Here is a 21498-nt window from a genome sequence, read left to right as displayed (position 1 = left end):
CTGGTCCATGAACCTCAACCACCTGCAGGCCTTCTGCACGGTAGCCCAGGTCAAATCCATTTCCGAAGCAGCCCGCCTCCTGCACATGTCCCAGTCTTCCCTGAGCTATCAAATCCAGCTGTTGGAAAATGACCTGGACGTCGAACTCTTCACCCGCACTACCAAAGGTGTGGAGTTAACGGCCCTGGGGGAAATCGTTTACGAGTACGGCCAGACCTTTCTCCAGCTGGCAGAGAATCTAAAACGCGATCTCAACAACTGGAAGAGCGGCCACGAACGCCTCATTGTCGGCGCCAGCAGCAGCATCGGCAGTTATGCCCTGCCCTGCACCATTTACAGCTTTAAAGAAAAATATCCCGATGCCAATATCAAGCTGCTGGTCGGCAACCGGGAAGAAACCATCCAGAAGTTGCTGGATAGAACTATTGACATCGGCCTCATTGAAGGGCCTGTCGACCAGCCCGGCCTGGCCACCAGGGGAATAGCCGAAGATGAACTCCTTTTAATCGTACCTCCCGCCTGGCAGGGCCCGGAACGGGTAACTTTAGAAGAACTCTGCCGCCTGCCCTTGATCCTCAGGGAAGAGGGCTCCGGAACCCGCGGGGTGATTGCCCGCGCCCTGGCCGGGCAGGGTCTAACCATTGCCAACCTGAATGTTGTCCTGGAGTTAAATTCGAACGACGCCATTAAATCGGCCATTACCGCCGGCCACGGGGTCTCCCTTCTCTCCCGCCTGGCCATCCGGCGGGAAATTCATGCCGGCACTTTAAAGGCCCTGCAGGTGGACGGCATTTCTTTTCGCAGCACCTTTAATATTGTTTACCCGGCCGGCAAACCGGCCACCAGCTTGCAAAAGAAGTTTTTTCGTTTTCTGTTGACCAATAAAAAGGCTTTCTGCTAAGCCTGCCGGGGGCCCTTCTCAATTATAACTTCCCAGATGCCGTGGGCTACCCCCCTAACCTCGACGCGGTGCCCCATTTTTTGAACTGTCTCGGCCAGGGACTGGCTGGTGCAACTGTGGTCACTGGTAACGATGAGAACATCGCCCCTGGCCAGCTGCTTGAGCTTGACCTTGGCGCGCACAATCGGTATCGGGCACATTTCCCCGCATGTATCCAGCCGGTAAACAGCCATACCAGTTCCTGCTTTCATATTGTTTTATAACGTTTTCAGCTTAACATTAAATTTCGCTCCCGGCCCATTGAATCCTGCCCGCGAGCGGCCGGCCTGCCAATAATCATTCCCTAGCTTGCAAGCAATTGAAAAATGCGTTCTGAAACATTGAGAAAGGCCGTAACAATTTCTGGATCATATAGGGTTCCGGCCCCTCGCCGGAGTTCTTCCAGGCAACGGCTGACAGTTAAAGCCCGGCGGTAGGGTCTATTGGTTGCCATGGCATCAAAGCTGTCCACCACTCGTAAAATCCTGGCACCAAGGGGTATAGCCTCACCTTTCAGCCCGCATGGGTAACCTGAGCCGTCAAAATTCTCGTGATGGGCAAGAATAATGGGGGTGCACTTGCCCAGCAGGGGTACGGAACGAATTATTTCCGCCCCCCAGACCGGGTGTTGCTGAAAAAGCAAACGTTCTTCCTCGTTTAAAGGAAGGGGGTTGTTTAAAAGTTCACGTTCTATTTCTATCTTTCCAATATCATGGAGGAAAGCGCTGAGCCTCAGGGTATTTAATTCTTCTCCGGGTAACTTGAGATATTCGCCAACAACTACTGCATATTCTGTAACCCGTTCGGAATGCCCTCGTGTATAACGATCCTTGGCCTGGATGATACTGAGCAAAGTCTTCAAAGTACTAAGCAGGTCCTCGCCCGTACTGTTATATGCGGCGCAGAGCTCGTCTAAAACGGAAAAATAGATCTCCGTCCTGTTCTTACGTACTGATTTGGCCCGGAAGAGGGCATCATCGGCCCGGCGAATAAGCTCCATGGATGTTTTAGCATGAACGGGGTAAGTAGCAATACCCAGCGACAGGGTGATCTTTTGGGCCGGTTGGTACTCTTTGCCAAAGAAAGGGTAGTTCTCAACTTCTTTGCGAATCTGTTCCGCTACAGCTAGCGCCTGCTGGCTGGAGTAGCCGGGCAACAGTACAGAAAACTCTTCGCCCCCGTAACGTGCGGCCACAGCCCCCGCTGGAACTTCCCGGCCGATAATCTCGCCAATTTTCTTTAACACCTTATCTCCCTCAAGATGGCCCAAAGCGTCGTTATACGTTTTAAAGTAGTCAACATCGGCAAGAACCAGGGAGAGGTTGGAATTTTCCTTTTTAGCCTGAGTAAACATGTCTTCCAGGGCGTAGTAAAAATAGCGTTTATTCCATAAACCTGTCAGGTCGTCCCTGTTTGCCATATCTGCCAGCTTTTTAATGGTTTCCCTTTCAATATCCAGAAATCCCCCGATGAGCCAGGCGGCCAGAAAAATAATTAAGCTGAGGACCAGGTCTGCTTCCAGGGCTTTATTGACCCCTTCAGGAGAGTAATGCAGCAAGTCAGGAATAATAAGGGGTATGACACATAATAAAGAAAATATAAGGCCATATTTTTGCCCGTGATTTATAGCTGCATAGATCACCGGGACAAAGTAAAGGACTTTAAAGGAACTGCCGTGTAAGTCCGAAATAAGGACGATAGCTATGGTAAAAGCCCAGATAAGAAAGCTAATCAGCAAGCTGATAGTGCGTGGCGGTTCGCTCGAGGTAAGAACTGTTACATAATCTTTGGTGAGATAAATTATTCCTGCTAAAGCAAACGCGCCCAGGATAAAACCGCTTACTGGATAATTTAGGTACATTCTTTGGGGAAAATATGTTATTTCAAGGGCGCTTAACAAGGATATAGCCATAACAGTTAAAGCACACAGGTAAAAGAATAAGACATATTCAGCTATCTTCCGACTCCGTTCTTCCTTCCATTTCATGTTAAACCTTCTCCATAAATTTTAGAGAGGTGATAAAATCCACCTCTCTAACTTTATGTTTTACTTTCTTAAACTTGGGGGTACCTCAGGTTCATAAAAACCATAATAACAGGCCGAGGCGGCATTTATATAGGCCAGAAAGGTAGCCATAAAAGCAACCGCCGCCAGGAAGACCATCGCCAGGCGCTTCATCCCGGCATCACCTCCCTATTCTGAAATATACCGGCAAGATAAATAACAGCACCCTGCCAGGCCAGGCCGGCAGCCCCGGCCAGGGCCAGGGTAGGCCACCGCCCGCCCATGAAAAACAAAATTAGCGTCACTATTGCCGACGTGCCGACGGCCACCCGGTGGAGCTTGCGTCGCAAAGCAGGAGAGTTTATCGGCTTGGCCGGGCTTGTCACCGGGGCCAGCCAGGCGCTGACGGCCAAACTTAAAAAGCCGCTGCCCAAAACCACCCAGGTTATGTGCTGCTGCACAAATAAATATCCACCCACCCGGCGAGCCAAAAAACCCATGATACTAAAAATTAGCGCTGTAAAAGCTAAACATTTAGCCGGGGAGCTTAGATGCATTCCTCCTCCCGGAAGCCTTATCAAGCTGGCACACAATAAAGCAAACAGGGTTTCCGCAGGGGCCCCGACCAAATAACCTGCGAGAGCGACAGCTATTAACCCCGCAGCTCCCAGGATAAGCAGCTCCAGCCCGTAGGCCAGAACTTCTTCCTGCCACCTGGCTGTTTTTAATTCCGCGACCAGATACCGGGCCAGGCTCCCTGCCACTTTATTGATACTCACCTACCTGCCCAGCCCCTTTACCTGTTTTCTTCCTGTTAACAATCCTGGTGGCTGCTACTGCCACCACAAAAAGAAATGTCACGTTAGGCCATCCAGCTATAATGCGGAGCCAAAGATTATTATAAATATATTCAGGGCTTAACCCTGTAACTAATACCAAAAATTTAATAAAAACGTTTTCACCTATAACCACCGTAACCAAAACAGCCAGTCCACTTCTTATAGCTATTGATAAATTACATGAGGTGATCTTTTTAAAGACCAGGATAGTAAACAAAAAGTTAATAAGGGTATTAATACCAAAAGCGATAGGCAGCCACCGTATTAGATAAAAAAAGACGCCGAAAATCAGACCGGTAGGCAAAATGGAGCGCCAGGGGAGACCATAGCCTGCCACTGCATACATAACGGCAGCAATGCCGATAGCCTCAGGTATCCCCTGCAACAGCCAGGCTATAAAAGGAATTCTCATTTTCTCTTCACCAGGAGGTAACTATTCGACGCATACCGCAAATTTCCTGCCCTCCGCGAAACGTTTTTTACCAGCAATGACGCGGGTACGGCAAAGGTCGCTCAGGAAAGCTTTACAGGCACGGCAGCATCGACGCAGGCCGCCTCCGGGCCGATACGGCAGCGGTAGGCGTAAACTTCGACCCCGGCAGCCGCCGCTTCCCGCAAAGTCCGGGCAAAAAGAGGATCGGTGGCTTCATTGGGAGCAAAGATCAGGGCGTCTTCCCGCTGGATTATAAACACCACCGCCGCCCGGCAGCCCCTGTCCCGCAAAGCCATCAGCTCTTGCAGGTGGCGGCTGCCGCGGCTGGTGGGGGCGTCGGGAAACAGGGCCACCCTATGGCTGTTTACCAGAGTTACCGACTTAACCTCAACATAACACGGTGGTAGCCCTTCACCAGGTAGTCCCGCCTCCTTCTCCCCTCCCACCGTCAACAAAAAATCCAGGCGGCTGGAGCCGACCCGGACTTCCGCCGTTAGCTGCCGGTAGCCCTGAAAAGCCTCCAGCCAGCCGGAGCGGAAGGCAGCGGCAAAAAGGCGGTTGGGCAGGCGGCTGTCCAGGGAAATAAAGGTGCCGTCCCGGTGTACCAGGACCACATCGTAGACAGTTTTCCGCTTTTCCCCGGCTTGCACCGGGGCCAGGTAAAGTTCGGTTCCGGGCAACAGCAATTCTGCCAGCCGCCCGGGGTCGGCCAGAAAAGCTGTTAAATGCCGCCCGCCATTTTCCGCTACTACGGTAAAGCGGTTGGGCCGGATGAGGAAACGAGCTTTGATCAGATTTTCAGGCAGCTTGACCATAAAATCCTTCCTCCCGGAACCTATACTGCTATTTTCTCGTGATAAAAATAAAAAATGCCGCTTCCTCACGCGGCATTTTATTTTCTGGTGGAGCTAAGGGGAGTCGAACCCCTGACCTCTTGAATGCCATTCAAGCGCTCTCCCAACTGAGCTATAGCCCCACAGCAATGTTTATTATACTGGCCCTTGATATGTTTGTCAAGGGCCAGTTGCATAATCTTTATTCTTCCTCATCCAGGTATAAAACTTCACCTTTAGTATCATAACCGATAATCCCGGCATACCGTCCCCAGTCCACAATTGTTTTAAACAGGAGTTCGGCATCCTCATCAGACATCCTGCGGGCAAAACGGCTGATAACCTGCTCCCGCCGTACCTGCCGGCCACGCCTGGAATTAATTAGCTGGAGGACCTCTTTAAAGACCGGCAGCTGCTGCAGACGGCCGGCAATTATATCTTTACGCTCGTTGATGCCGGCATTTAGCAGCCGGGAACCCAGCCCGGTGAGGGTAATATCACCGTTGGTAGTTTCAATAAAGCCCAGCACCTTAGCCGCTTCTATAACCGGCCCGATATCATCCAGTTCCATCGAAAGGCTGCCGGCCAGTTTAAAGATATCTTCCCTTCCCCGGACATCCTCCAGCATTTCGAGCAGGCCGATGACCATCCCTATACCTACCTGGGGTAAAGGCCCGGCGTCCACAGTGGCTATGACCCCCTATTTAGATACCATCTTCAGGTACCACTATTTTATCATATTATACCAGATCTTAGAACAGGATTCAGTACCTGAGGCAAACTTTTATTGCCGGGATTTAGCTAGAAAATAACTGTATCCAGGGAACAACCCGCGGTTTTTCTCCCCCGGGCTACCCGGGCCTTCAGGAGCAGCTTAAGCCTATATTTTCCCTCTCCCCCAAAAAAGGAAAACAAGTTTTGGTGAAGAATATATAGAGGATAAATAACTTTATCTTTGTAGTAGAAAGGATGTATCAACGTGCAGATAGAAGAAAGGACCTATCTAGAACGACTTGCTTTACTGGCTGAAAAAAATAATTACATCGAGCCCACTTTATATGAAAAATACAATGTAAAACGGGGCTTGCGCAACAGCGATGGTACCGGTGTGCTGGTTGGGCTTACGGAGATCGGGGAAGTCCACGGTTATATTCTAGATGAAGGTGAAAGGATTCCCGATCAGGGACGGTTGCTCTACCGGGGAATTGACATCTGGGATATTGTCAAGAATTTCCAAGCGGAAGGGCGCTTCGGTTTTGAAGAAGTTTCTTATCTCCTTCTCTTCGGAGAACTGCCTAACCGCCAGGACCTGGATAATTTCTGCAATCTCCTGGCAGAAAACCGCTACCTTCCTGATGGATTTGTTGAAGATATGATTTTAAAAGCTCCCAGTAATGATATTATGAATAAATTAGCGAGGAGCGTTTTAGCATCTTATTCCTATGATAAAAACCCGGATGATTTAAGTATCAAAAACGTCGTCAGGCAGAGTATTGAGCTGATTGCCCGCTTCCCCATCATGGTGGCTTATGGTTACCAGGCTAAAGCCCATTTTCATGGAAATCAAAGTTTGTATATTCACCTGCCACAAAAAGAACTGAGCACTGCCGAAAATTTCCTGTACATGATCAGGCCCGACAACCAGTACACCCGGTTGGAAGCCGAATTGCTGGACCTTGCGCTGGTACTCCATGCCGAGCACGGCGGGGGGAATAACTCAACCTTTACCGTCCATGTTGTTTCCTCTACGGGAACCGATATATACTCTGTTATTGCGGCCGCGGTCGGTTCTCTAAAGGGTCCCAAGCACGGCGGCGCCAATATTAAAGTTATGGAAATGATGGATGATATAAAGAACAATGTAAAAGACTGGGCCGATGAAGAAGAAGTTAAATATTACCTGACTAAAATTCTCAACAAGGAAGCCTTTGACAAAAAAGGATTAATCTATGGCCTCGGCCATGCCGTTTACACCCTGTCCGATCCACGGGCCGTATTATTAAAAGCCAAGGCTGCTGAACTGGCGAAAGAGAAAAACATGGAAGATGAATTCGGCCTCTACCTGACCATAGAAAAAGTTGGACCCGAATTATTTGCCTCAAAAAAAGGAAATGAAAAGATTATCGCTCCCAATGTGGACTTCTACTCGGGTTTTGTGTACAAGATGTTAAATATTCCCGTGGAACTTTACACCCCAATTTTTGCCATAGCCAGGATCTCCGGCTGGTGCGCCCACCTGCTGGAAGAGCTGGTAAGTGGAGGCAGGATTATCAGGCCGGCTTACAAGAATGTGATAGGTAAAAGAAAGTACATTCCCCTGGAGCAAAGGTAAACTTCCCTGGCTAACAGGGAAACAGCCAGGGTTTTGTAAAGTTAAAAGGGGGCGGTTACCCGTCCCCTTGTTTTCTTCTTCTTTAGAATAAAAGCGAGTATATTTTATCCGTAACCCGGGCGAAGGCTTCATCCTTCATGTTACGCGGGCGGGGCAGGTCTATGCGGACATCGGCCAGTATCCGGGCCGGCCTTTTGGACAGCACAATCACCCGGTCGGCCATGAAAACGGCTTCCTCTATGCCGTGGGTCACCATGAGGACCGACTTGACGGGCAGCGTTACATCCAGCCAAAGGTCCAGGAGTTCCTCCCGCAGGTTCTGGGCCGTAAAGGCGTCCAGGGCGGAAAAAGGTTCATCCATGCAGAGGAGTTCCGGTTCCATGGTCAGGGCCCGGGCAATACCCACCCGCTGTTTCATGCCGCCGGAAAGCTCCCGCGGGTAAGCATCTTCAAAACCATCCAGGCCCACCTTGTCAATATATTTGCTGGCAATGGCCTCCCTTTCCGGCCGGGGTATACCTTTCGCTTCCAGGCCCAGGGCTACGTTGCCCATGACCGTCAGCCAGGGCAGCAGGGCAAAGGACTGGAAGACCATGGCCATCTTGTCCATGACGCCGTTAACTTCCTGGCCGCGGTAAAAAATCTGTCCCCGTGACGGCCGATCCAGCCCAACAATCATCCTCAACAGAGTGCTCTTACCGGAACCTGAAGGGCCCACCAGGCAAACAAATTCACCTTTATTTATGGTAAAAGAAATATCATCGAGGACCGTCAGGGAACGGTTGGCATCGGTATAGGTTTTAAAAACATGACTGACTTCAAGCAGCAGTGCCATGGACACCACCCCCTTCAGGTTTCTACTTTAAACCGCCGGGCAGCTGCTTCATAAAGACGCCGCCAAAAGAAGCGGTTCATGAAGACGATAGTTACCATCATGGTTATTAGAGTGGACCAGATTACCTGGAAGCTGCCGCTGCTATAAGTAGCCGTATCCAGCAAGGAGCCAATACCAAAGGCCGTATAGGTCTGGCCGGCATAGACCACATATTCGGCAACAATCAGGGCATTCCAGCCACCGCCCCAGGCGGTAATACTGCCGGTGATCAAGGACGGTACCATGGCCGGCAGGACTACCCGGCGCAGGTAGCCAAAACCTTTAAGGCCAAAGGCTGCCGCGACTTCCCTTAAATCTCTGGGAATGCTTTTCACCCCGGCAATGAGGTTAAAGAGCAGGTACCACTGCATACCTGTCAGTACCAGCAGTACAGCCGCCAGGTTCATGCCCCCCGTCAGGCTTACGAGCAGGAAAACAATAATGGGGAATAAAGCCGTTGCCGGCACGGAAGCCAGAATTTCAAACACAGGTGTCATGATTTCGTAGGCCCGTTCGTTGTGCCCGATCCAGATGGCCACCGGTACCGTCCAGATGAGGGACAGCAGGTATGCAGCCAGCAGGCGCAGGAAAGAAAACAGAAGGGCCCTGGGAATGCTGAAGACCTCCGGCTGCCAGGGCATCAGGAAAAGATTACCCAGGGCCACCAGGCCGCGGATAAGAGCGTAGGCCAGCAGCAACAACAGGCCCCAGGAGATCAGGCGCCTGATGATCTCCACCAAACGCTGCCAGAAATACCATCCAGTTATTTTCCTTTCAAGTTTAGAGGCATAACTTTCTAAAGCCAGTGCCAGGGCCGCGCCGCCCTTTAAAGCCAGCAGCCTTATTTCCCGAAAGCCCGGCGCCTGCCACCAGAGGCGGTAACCCCACCCCTCCGGGCTACGGTTACCACCGCCGCTGCCAAATTCATATTTGAAGTTCTCCGCCCAGGTAGAAAGGGGACGCCAGATAAAGATATTCATTAAAGTAATCAACGTGATCAGGGTTAAAAGGCCGGCCGCCGTGAGCAACAGCTCGCCCTTCTCCGTGGTCCTGATGAGATAGCTTCCCAGGCCCGGGAGGGAATATTCCACCGGTCCGATGGCAATAATTTCCGCGGCAATAAGAAAATACCAGCCGCCGGCCCAGGACATGATGCTGTTATATACCAGCTTGGGTATACCGGCGGGGAAGTATAGTTTCTGGAAACGGCGCCAGCCTGTCAACCGGTAGGCGGTCGCTGCTTCCTTAAGGTCCCTGGGTATAGTCGTCAGGGACTCATAGAAACCGAAGGTCATATTCCAGGCCTGGCTGGTAAAAATAAGAAAGATGGAAGCCAGCTCCACCCCCAGGAGGCGGCCCTGGAAAAGGGAGACAAAAAAATAAACGGCGGCAGGGAAGAACCCCAGGATGGGCACTGACTGGAGGATATCCAGGAGGGGAATGAGCCAGCGCTCGGCTCGCGGGTCTGTCCCGGCTTTATAGCCGTAAGTTAGCGTAAAGATAAAAGACAGGATATAGGCGCCCAGCATCCTTAAAAAGGACCGGAAGGCATAATAGGGCAGGATACCGATGCTGGTAACAACTGTTGTCCCTCCTGCCAGGGCAACAGCCCGGTGGCCCTGGTAGGCAAAGTAGGCAAAGGCGATTAAAAGGGCCGCCATAATCATGGTCAGGGCCAGGTTCGTTGCCCGCGCCACGGGGTTCACCTCCCAACCAATAAAATAGTCTTCCCAAGTGGGAAGACATAGAGTTCATAAATAGCCCTATTAACCCCCACTCGTTGAGCTTTGGCACGTGCATAGCTAGAGAAAACTCTCAGCCACATTAGGTAAAACCTTAAGCCGGTAATACCTGTTGACCCATTGGCGTCTTTCGACGTTTCCGGGCAGTGGCGTCTGTCTATGCAGAAGCCTCACCTAACGAAGGATTGTGAAATAACAAATTTTAACCGTTACTTTCATTATAAATAGGGTTTTTTTAAGTGTCAAGGCTGGGGATGGTAGGTATTTTTACATTCCCGGCGAATATTTACAAGCAGGATCTTGCGACTGGAGGTCAAAAAATGAAGCGCATTGTCATTGCCCCCGATTCCTTTAAAGAAAGCCTGGACGCGCCCGCCGTTGCGGCGGCTATCGCTGAAGGTATCAAACGGGTTTTCCCGGAGGCAGAAACTGTCCCCGTTCCCATGGCAGACGGCGGTGAAGGTTTAACAACCACTCTGGTAGCCGCCACCGGCGGCCGGGTAATCACCACCACCGTCACCGGTCCCCTGGGGCAACCGGTTCATGCCGCCTGGGGTATCCTGGGGGACGGTGCCACCGCCGTGGTGGAAATGGCCCAGGCGTCGGGCCTGCCCCTGGTACCCCGGGAAAAGCGCAACCCCCTCTTTACCACCACTTACGGTACCGGTGAGCTCATCCGCCAGGCCCTGGACGCCGGCTGCCGGCGATTGATTGTGGGCATCGGCGGCAGTGCCACCAACGACGGCGGCGCCGGTATGGCCCAGGCCCTGGGGGTAAAACTTCTCGATGCCAGGGGACGGGATATCGGGCCGGGCGCTGCCGGGCTGGAGGAACTGGAACGCATTGATATCCAGGGCCTGGACCCGCGGGTAAAGGAGGCGGAAATCCTGGTAGCCTGCGACGTGGACAACCCCTTATGCGGCCCCCGGGGGGCAGCGGCCGTCTACGGTCCCCAGAAGGGTGCCACGCCGGAAATGGTCCCCCGTCTGGACGCCGCCCTGGCCAGGCTGGCGGATATCATCGAACGCGATCTCGGGAAAGACGTCCGGGAGCTGCCCGGAGCCGGTGCCGCCGGCGGCCTGGGGGCCGGCCTGGTAGCCTTCCTGAACGCCAGCCTGCGGCGCGGTATTGAGCTGGTTATGGAAGCCGTTGATCTCGACGGCATCCTGGCCAAAGGCGCCGACCTGGTCATCACCGGCGAAGGAGAAATCAACCACCAGACGGCCTTTGGTAAAGTTCCCGCCGGCGTCGCCCGGGTGGCCGGGAAATACGGCATCCCGGTGGTTGCCCTGGTAGGTTCTATCGGCGAAGGCGCCAGCACCGTCTATAACCACGGCATTAAAGGCTTCATGAGCATCGTCCCCCGGCCGGTACCTTTAGCATACTGCCTGGAAAACGCCGCCACCCTCCTGGCCGACGCTGCCGAACGCCTGATGCGGCTGCTGACAGTGATGAATAAATAAAGGCATTAAAAGGCCTCTTCCCCGGCAAAACTAAAGAAAAAGTCAGGGAGGAGGCCCCTTATGCCTGATATTTCTTTAAGGATGGGTACCGCCATTACCGGCAGCGATCTGGCCCGGGTGCGGGACGTCCTGCCGGAACTTAACCCGGGAGACCACCTTACTATTACCATGGAGGCCGCCGATGCCCACCAGGCGGACCTGTTAATAAAGCTTTTAGAGGATTACGGCCTCGACTATCAGGGCCGCGGCGACAGCGACGGCAGGACATATCATGTCATTGCCCGCCGCCGGGAAGCCACTTAAGGGGGTAACTCGATGGATACCCTGCAGGCAGTCAAAGAAAAGTACGCCGCTGATAACTTTCCCCGTTCCCTGGGAATTGAGCTCCTGGAACTGGCCCCCGGCTATGCCCGGGTGGCCATGACCCTAACGGAAAACATGGTCAACTTCCACGGCATCGGCCACGGTGGCGCCATTTTTACCCTGGCCGATACGGCCTTAGGGTTAGCCAGCAACTCCCACGGCGACCCGGCCGTAGCTATTTCGGTAACTATCAATTATCTCAGCCCGGCCCGGGCAGGAACGCGGCTTGTAGCTGAAGCCCGGGAAGAGCACCTCACCAGGCGGACGGGCGTTTACCGGATTACTGTAAACAGCAGCAAAGGCGAAGCCATCGCCGTGGTACATGGTACCGTTTACCGGAAGGATAAAATAACGGGTTCCTGAACAAAGCAGTTAAATGGCGGCAATGGCCAGGTGCCTTTTAAGCCAGTAATTGCCTTACCATTTCGTTGGCTTTCTTGCCGTCGGCCCGGCCGCGGATTTTGGGCATCAGGGCGGCCATTACTTTCCCTATTTCCTTGCTCGACTGCGCGCCTACTTCGCTGATTGTCTGCTGGATGATGTCTTTTAGTTCGCTGTCGCTCAGCTGCTGGGGCAGGTAGTCTTCCAGGACTTTGATTTCCGCTTCAGCCTGCCGGACCAGGTCTTCCCTTCCCCCGCGGGCAAATTGTTCTAGAGCTTCTTTTCTCATTTTTATTTCCCGCTGGATAACGGCAGCCATTTCTTCGTCTGAAAGGGAATGCATTTTTTCGATCTCCGCGTTTTTGATACTGGCCAATACCATGCGGATAGTCTGCAACCGGATTTTATCATGGCTTTTCAAGGCTTCTTTCATGTCCTGCTGAAGTTTTTCCTTCACTCCCTGACTGGCCTCCCTTAAATTCAGGTAGCTATTGACAATATGGTAAACCATATTTTTACCGGTGTCAATTTCTGCGGGGTTGTCCGAGAATTAACAGAGGCCGCTCAGGTTGTTACTTACTTTTCCTAATTTCCACTTTGCCCTGTCCTTTAACCTCAATTTTAAAGTAATCTTCTTCTTTCCATTTAAGCTCATCCAAAACTTTTCGTGGCAATTGAACCTTTCCGTTGTGCCCTATGTAGGTCAAGTATATTATTCTACCCACGAAAAAAGCCTCCTCAACCCACTTGCTTCAACGCTATCCGACTTAGCACTCTATAAGTAAGGTCGTCGTTTGAATGCAGGAGCCACCCGCGTCGCAAGGCTTCGCCAAGAAACCTCAAGGCACCGCCGTCAAGCTTCAGGGTACCGGGTACGAAGTCGAGGACGATACGTTTCCCCTTCGATTCCAGTACACTTACATATTCTTTATATCTCGTCCAATCGGTTTCCCGTACTTCCACCATGTACCTAACATCGACGTCTGTTACGTCCGGATATCCAGCTATACACTCATAAAGATCTTGATCCTCCATGTCGCCTTCTACAACTACTAGCATGGCATCGGGAACTACCTGCCCGCTGAGCAATTCGTTCTCCGAAGGCCGCGAAAACTTCAATCTGCCCATGTCTTCCAGCCGTTTCAGTATCACAAACCCTCTGGCGGCACGCATTTCTGAAGACCGGTCAAGCCCAACCCGCACGAACAATTTCACACAGGCGCTGTCATTATCCCGTGCAGAAATGAAACTTCTAGCAAAGGTGCGCTCAAGCTCGTTCACTATCGTACTGTATTCCGGAGGAACATAATTCTCCAGCCCTTCCTCAACACCATGTATCAGCGCCCTTAAGACATCTCCGGATTGAAGCAAAAGGTTGCAGACACTTTCGCTTATCACCACTTCACCTTTCCGAATACTGTCAAGCAAAGTTTCCATCTTATGGGCGAACTCTGCTACATCTTTAAGTCCTGCACAAGCGGCTGAGCCTTTGAGGGTGTGGGCAATCCTGAAAATCGCATCAATGGTCCTATTATCGCTTTCCTCTAACTTTAAAAACAGTTGCTCTAACATGTCCAATTGCTCGTGAGCTTCGTTTAAAAACTCACGCAGCAAGTCAATCTCCACAGGAGTTTACACCATCCTTCCGACGACACTAGTATCTAAAATCAGAGCAATGTCCCCGTTCCCTAGTATTGCCGCACCAGTAAACAACTTCAAATGGTAAAGCTGGGACGGTAGGTTCTTCAACACTACATCTTGTTCGCCTAAAACTTTGGGCGCGGCTATTGCAACACCTGCCAGCAGGACTATTAGTGTAAGTTCATCGCTTTCTACCCCCTCTACCTTAGTGTCAAGTACACGAGAAAGCCGGACCACGGGGTATATAGTTTCCCTCAAGACAACTACTTCACTCTTTTTTAAGGAGTGAAGCCTTGAGGCTTCTACCTTTACTATCTCTTTGACCTCCCCTACCGGGATTCCGTACAGACCGCCGCAATCCAAGAGTACAACCTTTGTTATGCTCAGCGAAATAGGCAGTTCCAGGGCTACCTCTGTGCCAACCCCCACCTCGCTGCGCACCTTTACCTTCCCACCTAACCGTTCTACCGTTTCCCGGACTACGTCCATGCCTACACCCCGTCCGGAAACCGCACTGGCCTCGTCCTTTGTACTAAAACCAGGTGCAAATATGAGTTCCAAAGCCTCGTTAAAGCCCATCATCTCTGCCTGTTCTTCAGTTATTAACCCACGGCTCACCGCCTTACGCTTGACCACCTCAGCGTCAATCCCCGTACCGTCGTCCTTCACCGTAATAACCACGTGCTCCCCCTTGCGTTCCGCTCTCAAAAGCAGTTCTCCTTCCGGGGGCTTCCCTGACCGAATTCTGTCTTCGGGCCCTTCTAAACCGTGATCAATAGCGTTACGGACTAGATGGAGAAGAGGCTCGTATATAGTAGCGGCAACGTTGCGGTCTATCGTAACTTCATCGCCGAGCACTTTAAACTGTACCTTTTTCCCTAGCTCCTGCCCCAGTTCTCGTACTACCCGGCGGAACCGCTCAAACACAAAACCCACCGGCATAAGCCGCATATCCATAATTACATCTTGAATCCCCCAGCTTGTTCGATTAAGCGCCGACTGGTATTCTTTGAACTCCCTTACCATTTCAACCGGCAAACCCAGCTCTTCAAGACGTTTTATTAAGTGAGTTAGCACGTTGGTGCTAACTATAAGCTCGCCCGCCAGAGCTAAAAGCTTGTCTATTTTACCCTGTTCTACCCTGACCGTCTTGGTTTCTACCATCTCCCGGCCCATATCACGCGCTATACGGGTAGTATCGGCCACGACCGTTTTGCCATCTAAGTAGTCCCTTATTAGCCGCTCGGATGGTTCTATGTTTTGTTCGGACCTGACTACAATTTCCAGGCCGTATTCTTCGCCGTAATCCAAGAGATTTATCTGTTCAAGCCACCCTTTTTCCTCCATCTCCCGCAGCAAAGGCCACACATCGCGGCTCCCAAGCTCGTGAGCCGTAATCCTTAAAGTTTTGGACCCCTTCTCCATATTACGCTCCCTCGCCAAATGCCGGCTTAACCTTCCAGGTTGCTACTTCTGGTATATAATAGCATTTTTAAACCGCACCGGCTTAAAAACTGTTGTTATCCGGCTCATAGACTCCGAATGTCCTAAGAACACATAACCTCCGGGCTCCAGGGCCTGATAAAAGTGCAAGACCACCCGCCGCTGGGAAAGGTCGTCAAAATATATCAGGACATTGCGACAGAATATAGCGTGAAAGCCCTTCATCTTGCGCATTCCATCATCGTCTACAAGGTTTAAGTGGGAAAACTTCACCTTTCGCTTCAACAAGGAAGATATGGTGTATTTATCACCCAAAGGGCTAAAGTATCGCTTGAGATAGACTTCAGGCACCTGGCGGACAGCATAGTGATTATAAATGCCTTTTTCGGCTTTATCTAATACCTCCGTATCTATATCGGTAGCGTATATCTCCCAGTGTATGTCGGGCGCCATCTCCTGCATTACGATAGCCAGGGTATAAGCTTCTTCACCGGAGGCACATCCCGCACACCATATCTTGACGCCGCTGCGTCCTACACCGTTCCGGCACCAGAGAGGTACGATTTCTTCCGCCAAGCACTTCAACTGTTCATACTCGCGGAAAAAGTAAGTTTCGTTAACGGTAATACTGTTCAGCAGTTCCTGCCGCATCTTGCCCGTACTGTCAAACCTCAGGGCTCCCAGGTAAGCTGTAAAATCCTTGAACCCGTACTTCTCCACCTGCTGCCTGGCGCGTTTCTCTACATAGTAGACTTTGCTGTCCTCAAAGTAAATACCTGATTCTTGATATATGTACTCCCGCAGGCGTTCAAACTCTGCCTTAGTCATCGCCCTTCTCCTTTGATACCCCTAGCAGGCAATTTTACGCCCGTCATAAGCTCCCAGGACACCTGCTTCGGCCTAAAGCATGAACCGTTATTACCCTCCATCGCGGCCAGTATCCCGAAGGAGGGCCGCAAAAATACCTAAAGCCTTCTCCCATCAACACCTACCTGTTTCCGACTTTCCGCCGTATAATGTCCGCTATCTCATAACTGGGGGCTACTACGTCCGCGCCCCCACGTTCTATCGCGGCACGGGGCATGCCCCACACCACCGCCGTCTCCTCGCTCTCGGCTACAGTCCAGCCGCCGCGCTTTCTTAATTCTACCATCGCATCCGCACCGTCGTCTCCCATTCCTGTAAGGAGGACCCCAATGATACGCTTGGGGTCGAACGCCTCCATCAAAGCGCGCAAGGTTACATCTACTGAAGGCCGAAATTCGTCGTCCTCCGGCCTGAGAGATAAATAGCAGGTAACAGCCCCACCCTGCCGCCTGAACATAAGATGGTAGCCCCCAGGAGCAATTACCGCCAAGCCGTTGCTCAATCTCATCCCCTCCTGGGCTTCACGCACATGCAGGTTGCTACAATGATCGAGGCGTTGCGCAAGGCTGGCGGTAAAGCGCGGCGGCATGTGCTGTACTACTACCACTCCGGCAGGCAGGTCCCCGGGCAGGTACGGCAGTATATCCTCCAGCGTCCTGGGCCCTCCCGTGGATACGCCTATCATTACTACCCAGTCCAGGTCCGTGACAGCAGTTACCGGGACCTGTTTTTCCACACGGGGAACCCTTCTACCAGGCGTTCTCGTACGCACCCGCGCTTTAGCCGCCGCCCGCACCTTACCTATGATCTCATCCGCAAGCCGCCTTATACCCAGCGATATGGTGCCGTCCGGTTTCGTTATAAAATCCACCGCCCCCAGCTCGAGGGCCTCTAGCGTTATAAGCGCGTCCTTCCTGGTTAACGAAGAAATCATGACTACTTTGGCCTTTGTCTTCGCGGTTATATGCTGCAGGGCGGTAAGGCCGTCCATCCCCGGCATATTGATATCCATGGTAACCACGTCGGGCTGGAGGGTAATGGCCTTCTTCGTACCCTCCAGCCCATCCCGTGCCACGTCCACTACTTCGATATCGGGTGCTCCTTCTAATATTTGCCTTATAACTCTTCGCATGAAAGCCGAATCGTCTACTACGAGTACCCGTATAGGCTTCATCTGCCGCTATCCGTCTCCTCCACCGCTTCTATAAGTTTGTCGCGCTCTTCCCAGGACAGTACACGCGCCGGGTCTAAAAGTATTACGTTACGCTCGCCGCCAAACTTGGCTATCCCTGCAACGAAAGACTGGATACTGTCTTTCACTAAAACTTGAGGCGTGGCTTCAATGCTGCTCATACTAATTTTGGCTACTTCCTTTACGCCGTCGACCATCAGGCCCATCACTGATGTATTCCCTTCGCAGATTAAAATTCGTACCTGTTCATCTATTTCTCTCTCGGGATAGCCGAATTTGCACCGCAAGTCGATAATGGGCACTATACTCCCTCGAAGATTCAATATCCCCTTCACAAAGTCCGGCATCCTGGGTACGACGGTTATACGGCCTGCGCGAATTATCTCACGGACGCTGTCTATGGGCAGAGCAAACTCTTCCTCATCCAGGAAAAAAGTCACAAGCTGCCGCTCCTCTTCCAACACCCTCCGGCTAGAAGCACCTGCTTCCTCTGCTACTCCCTGTTCCCATTCCGTAAGAAACGCAACATCTCGCAACAGCCTGGAGGCGTCAAGTACAAATAACATGCGCTCGTCTGTCAGCCGGCATATGGCAGCAAATTCATCCCCGGCACAACGCACCACGGAAGGCACCGGTTCCAATATCCGCTCTGCCACTCTCAAAACTTCAGCTACGCTGTCCACTACTAGACCGACGGCTACTCTCTTGCCTTCCCCTACGTACGCTACTACTATTCTGCCACCAGGAACATCACCCTCCTCCGGAAGGCCGAAAAGCCTCCTCATACTGATGAGGGGTAAAACCCTGTCCCGCAGCGACACCAGTCCCAGGACATAGGGAGGAACATCAGGTACTACATTCCAGTTTTCCGGCAAATGCACTATCTCTTGAACGTCAGCGATGTCCAAAGCGTACTCTTCTTTTCCTACCTGAAAGGTCAGAAGCTGTTGCTCGTTTTCCTCGGCACTGCTTTCTTCTTCTTTAGCACCAGGGTTCTCGTAATCTTTATTGCCTTCGATAGAAGTTATCCTGCTGTCGTTTAAACCTATATCTTTAAGCATATTGTCCATATCTATAAGAAGGGCAAGCTTGCCCTCGCCCACACGGGCTGCCCTGGTTACGTAACCTCCAGTATCACCTTTTTCCCGGAATTCCTCTACGGCTTCCCTGGGAATATCTATAACGCCTTCTACCCGGTCCACTACATAGCCCGCCTGCTTCCCTCCAGCATTAACCACTATCACCCGGTTGCTCTCGTCATCATCCGTAGCGTTTATACCTAACCGCAGGCGGGTGTCATAAATCGGGAGAATGTTGCCCCTCAGGTTGGCGAGCCCCCGCATGTACGGGGGCGTCAGGGGCACCTTCACCACGTAAGGAACGCGAATGATCTCCTGGAGGTACTCTATCGCTATGCCGTAGCTTTCCTCGCCCAAGCGAAAAACCACGTATTGGTCAGAGCTTGCAACCGACCCACCGGCTACTGCCATATACTTTCCTCCTCGTTTACCCCTATTCCTTTAGCCCTGCTGGAGCTCGTCCGCCATGGCTGCAATCTCCTCGATAGCCTGGGCAAGCTCCTTCATGCCTTCCGCTTGCTGGCGGCTGGCGACGGCTGCTTCCTGTGCCGCCTTACTGGCTTCCTGGGCAGACGTGGCTATCTGTTCTACTCCTTTGGCTGCTTCTTCCACCCTCAGGAGGCTTTCGTCTGCCTGCTTTTTAACCGTTTCCACCCCTTCTACGACCACCCGCATATCGGCTTCGATTATGTCAATGTCGGACGTTGTCTTTTGAGCTTTTTCCGCTTCCTTCTGAACCACTTCTCCAATAGTAGTAATATCCCGGAGTACATTCGTCACCTGTTCTTGAATACCTTTTACCATTTCCTTGATCTGCTCGGCGTTGCGGGCACTTTCCTGGGCAAGGTTACGAATGTCTGAAGCTACTACCGCGAACCCCTTGCCGTATTCACCCGCCCGGGCTGCCTCAATAGCGCCGCTTACTGCCAGCATGTTGGTCTGGATGCTTACGCTCGCAATGGTGTCTACTATCTTGTCGATCATGCGGGCGTTCCGCTCCAGCTGGTTAACTTTCTGTACGTTCTCAAGGTTGGTTGCTGCTGCCTGCCTGATGCCTTTAATCAGCTCATTTACCCTGACTTTATTTGCAGCCAGCAAGTCGCTGAGCTCCTTTGCTGCCGCTCTGGAATCATCGGCCTCCTTCGCAATTACTCCCATCGATTTTTCGATCTGCTTGATGGCGACGGAGGCTTCCTCGGACGCTGAAGCCTGCTGCTCTGCCGATTTCGCCATCTGATTTAGGGCCGCATTAATCTCTTCTGCCGAACGGCTGGCCTCCTCAATGGCCGAGGATAGTTCTTCTGCCGCCGCCGCCAGGCCCTCGGCTGATTTGACCACATCGGTCGAATGCTTGAGTTCATCAGCCAAATCCGCTAAATTATTGCTATTATTGCTTATTTCGTTTAGTGCCCGAACCTGTTGTTGAACCCCCTGCAAGGCCTGCTCGGCGGCGCTGGCCTGCTCCTCAGCATTGGCAGCTATCTGTTCACTACCTTTCTGGAACTCGGCTACCGCTTTTTCTACTTCCGTGACCAGTTGCTCGATTCTGGTAGCTCCTTCCACTACATTGGCTACAGAAGCGGCTATCTTCTTAAGCTCTTCCGTAATGGCCTTGCCTTTTTCCGTCTCACCCCTGGCTACCTCGGCCGCTTTGTTGATGGCTTCAGCCACCGTTCGCACGTCTTCCTGCACGCTACCGACTATCTTCCTGATGTCGCTGGCCGCTTTCTCGGAAGTCTCTGCCAAGGTTCTTACTTCGTCCGCCACTACAGCAAACCCGCGGCCGTGCTCCCCAGCCCGCGCCGCCTCAATGGCAGCGTTCAGGGCCAGAAGGTTGGTCTGGTCGGCTATCCTTACCACGGTGCGGACAATCTCGCCAATCTTGGACGCTTCTTCTTCCAGCTTCGCTACCAGCCTAGCCGACTCCTCGCTCCTGGCGGCGCTGGCGTCTACCCCTTGTATCAGGACCTCAATATCCTCACTCGTGCGGCTCACCAGGTTTCTAATGGCTTCACAACGAGTGAGGGATTCCCGGGTCTGCTTTACCGACACCTTGGCAGCTTCGCCAATAACCTGAATAGCGGACAGGGACTGCTGGGTAGCACCGCTGGCCTCTTGTGCTCCGCTGGCTATCTGCTCCATGGCAGTGCGCAATTCTTCTACTGCATTGGAAGCCTCTTCTACGCCAGAAGAAAGTTGTTCCGTCGCGCTGGCTATCCGCTCGGCAATCTGTTGTTGCTTCGCAAAAGTACGTGCCTGCCTCCTCCGTAACTCCATTTCCTTTTTGTCCCCTTCTTTGACCGCTCCACTCTTACTGGTATCGCTGTATATCCCTCGACTAGCAGAAGGTAATGGTTCCAGTGTTTTGGTGGCATCAATAGCCATGGTTATCAGTCCTCCTGAATTTAATATTTTAAGTGTTATTAAATTAATTTAAGTGCTATTTTCAATTATTTATCCGTTTATTTCCATTTTTATGTAGCCATCCCTCCTTCGAGCCCATTTCTCCAAAAACAATACCTCGGCGAACTGTCCTGTTAAAAAACTTATGAGCCTTCTAACCTTAAGCAGCGATACTTGTCTGCTTCGCGAAAATAATTTCCGTCTAACAAAAAAAATAAGGGGACAGGTTACCTGTTCCCTCTAAGAGCAAACATAATTCCCTTCGTCTCCCAGAAGGTCCACCGGCAACCTGGCAGCCATAGCTCTTACAAGCCTTAGGCCCACGGCTTTGCGCCCCAGTCTTTCGACCGGTTTGCCCTTAACGGTGTCTGATAACAACCCTTTTAACTTTTGGTATTTACTGGCTTACTTACAAAAATGTACACCCTTTATTCCCAGGAATAATTCTTATTCACCGTTTCTTCAATAGACAGATCCGTGAGCGGTAGAACTTTGCCCTCTCTAATCCGGCTTGTTAGCTCTTCATACGCAGCTAACAGCTCGTTAATTTCTTCTTCAGTTAATGGGCCATCAACCATATTTCGCTCCCCCTTAAAATGTCCAACGACTTCTAGCAGTCGACGTTGCCCAGTCTGATACCCCCTTTAAAAAGCTCAGGGCTTTATTTA

Annotated in this window: 23 protein-coding genes, 1 tRNA gene, 1 pseudogene and 2 riboswitches; of the genes and pseudogenes, 5 read left to right on the top strand and 20 right to left on the bottom strand. The window is 51.8% G+C overall.

The window, feature by feature from the left end; all coding sequences use genetic code 11:
- Positions 1–7 precede the first annotated feature (7 nt).
- Entirely contained in the window at positions 8–901 is an 894-nt protein-coding gene (locus MCACP_RS02125) for a LysR family transcriptional regulator (RefSeq protein ID WP_406677758.1), read from the top strand.
- Here the strand turns inward: MCACP_RS02125 and MCACP_RS02120 are convergent.
- The 8 genes from MCACP_RS02120 to MCACP_RS02085 form a co-directional block, all read right to left on the bottom strand.
- Positions 898–1152, bottom strand: coding sequence for a sulfurtransferase TusA family protein (locus MCACP_RS02120; protein ID WP_406677757.1), 255 nt, complete (start codon positions 1150–1152; stop codon positions 898–900). The genes MCACP_RS02125 and MCACP_RS02120 overlap by 4 nt on opposite strands.
- Before the next feature lie 92 nt (positions 1153–1244).
- Positions 1245–2801: a bifunctional diguanylate cyclase/phosphohydrolase gene (locus tag MCACP_RS02115; protein ID WP_406677756.1), complete on the bottom strand. Its 1557-nt coding sequence runs from the start codon at positions 2799–2801 to the stop codon at positions 1245–1247.
- Between the two features lie 186 nt (positions 2802–2987).
- Positions 2988–3119 (bottom strand): cyclic lactone autoinducer peptide, encoded by a 132-nt coding sequence (locus MCACP_RS02110; RefSeq protein ID WP_406677755.1) that lies wholly within the window; start codon positions 3117–3119, stop codon positions 2988–2990.
- Entirely contained in the window at positions 3116–3724 is a 609-nt protein-coding gene (locus tag MCACP_RS02105) for an accessory gene regulator ArgB-like protein (RefSeq protein WP_406677754.1), read from the bottom strand. The genes MCACP_RS02110 and MCACP_RS02105 overlap by 4 nt, the downstream gene beginning before the upstream one ends.
- Positions 3711–4196 (bottom strand): hypothetical protein, encoded by a 486-nt coding sequence (locus MCACP_RS02100; RefSeq protein WP_406677753.1) that lies wholly within the window; start codon positions 4194–4196, stop codon positions 3711–3713. Before MCACP_RS02100 ends, MCACP_RS02105 begins: the two co-directional genes overlap by 14 nt.
- Positions 4197–4297: 101 nt before the next feature.
- Entirely contained in the window at positions 4298–5032 is a 735-nt protein-coding gene (sfsA, locus tag MCACP_RS02095) for a DNA/RNA nuclease SfsA (protein WP_406677752.1), read from the bottom strand.
- A gap of 85 nt (positions 5033–5117) precedes the next feature.
- A tRNA-Ala gene (locus MCACP_RS02090) sits at positions 5118–5193 on the bottom strand.
- A gap of 59 nt (positions 5194–5252) precedes the next feature.
- On the bottom strand, positions 5253–5735 hold the full coding sequence (locus tag MCACP_RS02085; protein ID WP_406677751.1) for an AAA-associated domain-containing protein: 483 nt from the start codon (positions 5733–5735) through the stop codon (positions 5253–5255).
- 294 nt (positions 5736–6029) lie between these two features.
- On the opposite strand from MCACP_RS02085, the gene MCACP_RS02080 reads away from it, so the two are divergent.
- The gene (locus MCACP_RS02080; protein WP_406677750.1) at positions 6030–7382 is read left to right on the top strand and encodes a citrate/2-methylcitrate synthase; all 1353 of its coding nucleotides are present in this window, start codon (positions 6030–6032) and stop codon (positions 7380–7382) included.
- Positions 7383–7464: 82 nt separating this feature from the next.
- Here MCACP_RS02080 and MCACP_RS02075 read toward each other — a convergent pair whose 3' ends face one another.
- Entirely contained in the window at positions 7465–8217 is a 753-nt protein-coding gene (locus tag MCACP_RS02075) for an ABC transporter ATP-binding protein (RefSeq protein ID WP_406677749.1), read from the bottom strand.
- A gap of 14 nt (positions 8218–8231) precedes the next feature.
- Entirely contained in the window at positions 8232–9953 is a 1722-nt protein-coding gene (locus tag MCACP_RS02070; protein WP_406677748.1) for an ABC transporter permease, read from the bottom strand.
- A 68-nt stretch (positions 9954–10021) separates the two neighbouring features.
- Positions 10022–10187, bottom strand: a riboswitch (M-box (ykoK) riboswitch).
- Between the two features lie 131 nt (positions 10188–10318).
- Here MCACP_RS02070 and MCACP_RS02065 point away from each other — a divergent pair.
- Genes MCACP_RS02065 through paaI form a run of 3 tightly spaced genes read left to right on the top strand, consistent with a single transcriptional unit; the run spans position 10319 to position 12187 of the window.
- The gene (locus MCACP_RS02065; RefSeq protein ID WP_406677747.1) at positions 10319–11461 is read left to right on the top strand and encodes a glycerate kinase; all 1143 of its coding nucleotides are present in this window, start codon (positions 10319–10321) and stop codon (positions 11459–11461) included.
- Positions 11462–11521: 60 nt separating this feature from the next.
- Entirely contained in the window at positions 11522–11764 is a 243-nt protein-coding gene (locus MCACP_RS02060; RefSeq protein WP_406677746.1) for a hypothetical protein, read from the top strand.
- 12 nt (positions 11765–11776) lie between these two features.
- Positions 11777–12187: a hydroxyphenylacetyl-CoA thioesterase PaaI gene (gene paaI, locus MCACP_RS02055; protein ID WP_406677745.1), complete on the top strand. Its 411-nt coding sequence runs from the start codon at positions 11777–11779 to the stop codon at positions 12185–12187.
- 37 nt (positions 12188–12224) lie between these two features.
- Here the strand turns inward: paaI and MCACP_RS02050 are convergent, their stop codons facing one another.
- From MCACP_RS02050 to MCACP_RS02005, 10 genes and pseudogenes are all read right to left on the bottom strand, one after another.
- Complete coding sequence (locus MCACP_RS02050) at positions 12225–12716, bottom strand: GatB/YqeY domain-containing protein (RefSeq protein WP_406677744.1); 492 nt, start codon at positions 12714–12716, stop codon at positions 12225–12227.
- A gap of 61 nt (positions 12717–12777) precedes the next feature.
- Positions 12778–12930: a hypothetical protein gene (locus tag MCACP_RS02045; protein ID WP_406677743.1), complete on the bottom strand. Its 153-nt coding sequence runs from the start codon at positions 12928–12930 to the stop codon at positions 12778–12780.
- Positions 12931–12943: 13 nt separating this feature from the next.
- A complete protein-coding gene (locus tag MCACP_RS02040) occupies positions 12944–13831 on the bottom strand; it encodes an Hpt domain-containing protein (protein ID WP_406677742.1) in 888 nt (295 codons plus the stop codon).
- A 6-nt stretch (positions 13832–13837) separates the two neighbouring features.
- A complete protein-coding gene (locus tag MCACP_RS02035) occupies positions 13838–15271 on the bottom strand; it encodes a chemotaxis protein CheA (protein WP_406677741.1) in 1434 nt (477 codons plus the stop codon).
- Between the two features lie 42 nt (positions 15272–15313).
- Entirely contained in the window at positions 15314–16117 is an 804-nt protein-coding gene (locus tag MCACP_RS02030) for a CheR family methyltransferase (RefSeq protein WP_406677740.1), read from the bottom strand.
- A 160-nt stretch (positions 16118–16277) separates the two neighbouring features.
- Positions 16278–17330: a protein-glutamate methylesterase/protein-glutamine glutaminase gene (locus MCACP_RS02025; RefSeq protein ID WP_406677739.1), complete on the bottom strand. Its 1053-nt coding sequence runs from the start codon at positions 17328–17330 to the stop codon at positions 16278–16280.
- Positions 17327–18838, bottom strand: a complete 1512-nt coding sequence (locus tag MCACP_RS02020; RefSeq protein ID WP_406677738.1) for a chemotaxis protein CheW — start codon at positions 18836–18838, stop codon at positions 17327–17329. The genes MCACP_RS02025 and MCACP_RS02020 overlap by 4 nt, the downstream gene beginning before the upstream one ends.
- Positions 18839–18868: 30 nt before the next feature.
- Positions 18869–19411 carry a methyl-accepting chemotaxis protein gene (locus MCACP_RS02015; RefSeq protein ID WP_428847733.1) on the bottom strand — a complete coding sequence of 181 codons (543 nt, stop codon included), beginning with the start codon at positions 19409–19411 and terminating at the stop codon, positions 18869–18871.
- Between the two features lie 531 nt (positions 19412–19942).
- Positions 19943–20569, bottom strand: a pseudogene (locus tag MCACP_RS02010) (methyl-accepting chemotaxis protein); the annotation flags it as partial.
- A gap of 541 nt (positions 20570–21110) precedes the next feature.
- Positions 21111–21197, bottom strand: a riboswitch (cyclic di-GMP riboswitch).
- Positions 21198–21258: 61 nt separating this feature from the next.
- Complete coding sequence (locus MCACP_RS02005) at positions 21259–21408, bottom strand: hypothetical protein (RefSeq protein WP_406677737.1); 150 nt, start codon at positions 21406–21408, stop codon at positions 21259–21261.
- Between the last annotated feature and the right edge of the window lie 90 nt (positions 21409–21498).

The sequence above is a fragment of the Neomoorella carbonis genome, from assembly GCF_045278715.1.
GTDB lineage: Bacteria > Bacillota > DSM-521 > Neomoorellales > Neomoorellaceae > Neomoorella > Neomoorella carbonis.
Note: the sequence above shows the minus strand (reverse complement) of the source record. Positions and strands in the feature narration are given on the sequence as shown.

What these genes read in the sequence shown, in the direction of transcription:
- MCACP_RS02025 (WP_406677739.1), bottom strand. Translation starts at nt 17,330, where the DNA reads ATGAAGCCTATACGGGTACTCGTAGTAGACGATTCGGCTTTCATGCGA.
- paaI (WP_406677745.1), top strand. Translation starts at nt 11,777, where the DNA reads ATGGATACCCTGCAGGCAGTCAAAGAAAAGTACGCCGCTGATAACTTT.
- MCACP_RS02060 (WP_406677746.1), top strand. Translation starts at nt 11,522, where the DNA reads ATGCCTGATATTTCTTTAAGGATGGGTACCGCCATTACCGGCAGCGAT.
- MCACP_RS02050 (WP_406677744.1), bottom strand. Translation starts at nt 12,716, where the DNA reads ATGGTTTACCATATTGTCAATAGCTACCTGAATTTAAGGGAGGCCAGT.
- MCACP_RS02020 (WP_406677738.1), bottom strand. Translation starts at nt 18,838, where the DNA reads ATGGCAGTAGCCGGTGGGTCGGTTGCAAGCTCTGACCAATACGTGGTT.
- MCACP_RS02035 (WP_406677741.1), bottom strand. Translation starts at nt 15,271, where the DNA reads ATGGAGAAGGGGTCCAAAACTTTAAGGATTACGGCTCACGAGCTTGGG.
- MCACP_RS02075 (WP_406677749.1), bottom strand. Translation starts at nt 8,217, where the DNA reads ATGGCACTGCTGCTTGAAGTCAGTCATGTTTTTAAAACCTATACCGAT.
- MCACP_RS02115 (WP_406677756.1), bottom strand. Translation starts at nt 2,801, where the DNA reads ATGTACCTAAATTATCCAGTAAGCGGTTTTATCCTGGGCGCGTTTGCT.
- MCACP_RS02015 (WP_428847733.1), bottom strand. Translation starts at nt 19,411, where the DNA reads ATGATCGACAAGATAGTAGACACCATTGCGAGCGTAAGCATCCAGACC.
- MCACP_RS02110 (WP_406677755.1), bottom strand. Translation starts at nt 3,119, where the DNA reads ATGAAGCGCCTGGCGATGGTCTTCCTGGCGGCGGTTGCTTTTATGGCT.
- MCACP_RS02120 (WP_406677757.1), bottom strand. Translation starts at nt 1,152, where the DNA reads ATGAAAGCAGGAACTGGTATGGCTGTTTACCGGCTGGATACATGCGGG.
- MCACP_RS02125 (WP_406677758.1), top strand. Translation starts at nt 8, where the DNA reads ATGAACCTCAACCACCTGCAGGCCTTCTGCACGGTAGCCCAGGTCAAA.
- MCACP_RS02030 (WP_406677740.1), bottom strand. Translation starts at nt 16,117, where the DNA reads ATGACTAAGGCAGAGTTTGAACGCCTGCGGGAGTACATATATCAAGAA.
- MCACP_RS02065 (WP_406677747.1), top strand. Translation starts at nt 10,319, where the DNA reads ATGAAGCGCATTGTCATTGCCCCCGATTCCTTTAAAGAAAGCCTGGAC.
- sfsA (WP_406677752.1), bottom strand. Translation starts at nt 5,032, where the DNA reads ATGGTCAAGCTGCCTGAAAATCTGATCAAAGCTCGTTTCCTCATCCGG.
- MCACP_RS02100 (WP_406677753.1), bottom strand. Translation starts at nt 4,196, where the DNA reads ATGAGAATTCCTTTTATAGCCTGGCTGTTGCAGGGGATACCTGAGGCT.
- MCACP_RS02005 (WP_406677737.1), bottom strand. Translation starts at nt 21,408, where the DNA reads ATGGTTGATGGCCCATTAACTGAAGAAGAAATTAACGAGCTGTTAGCT.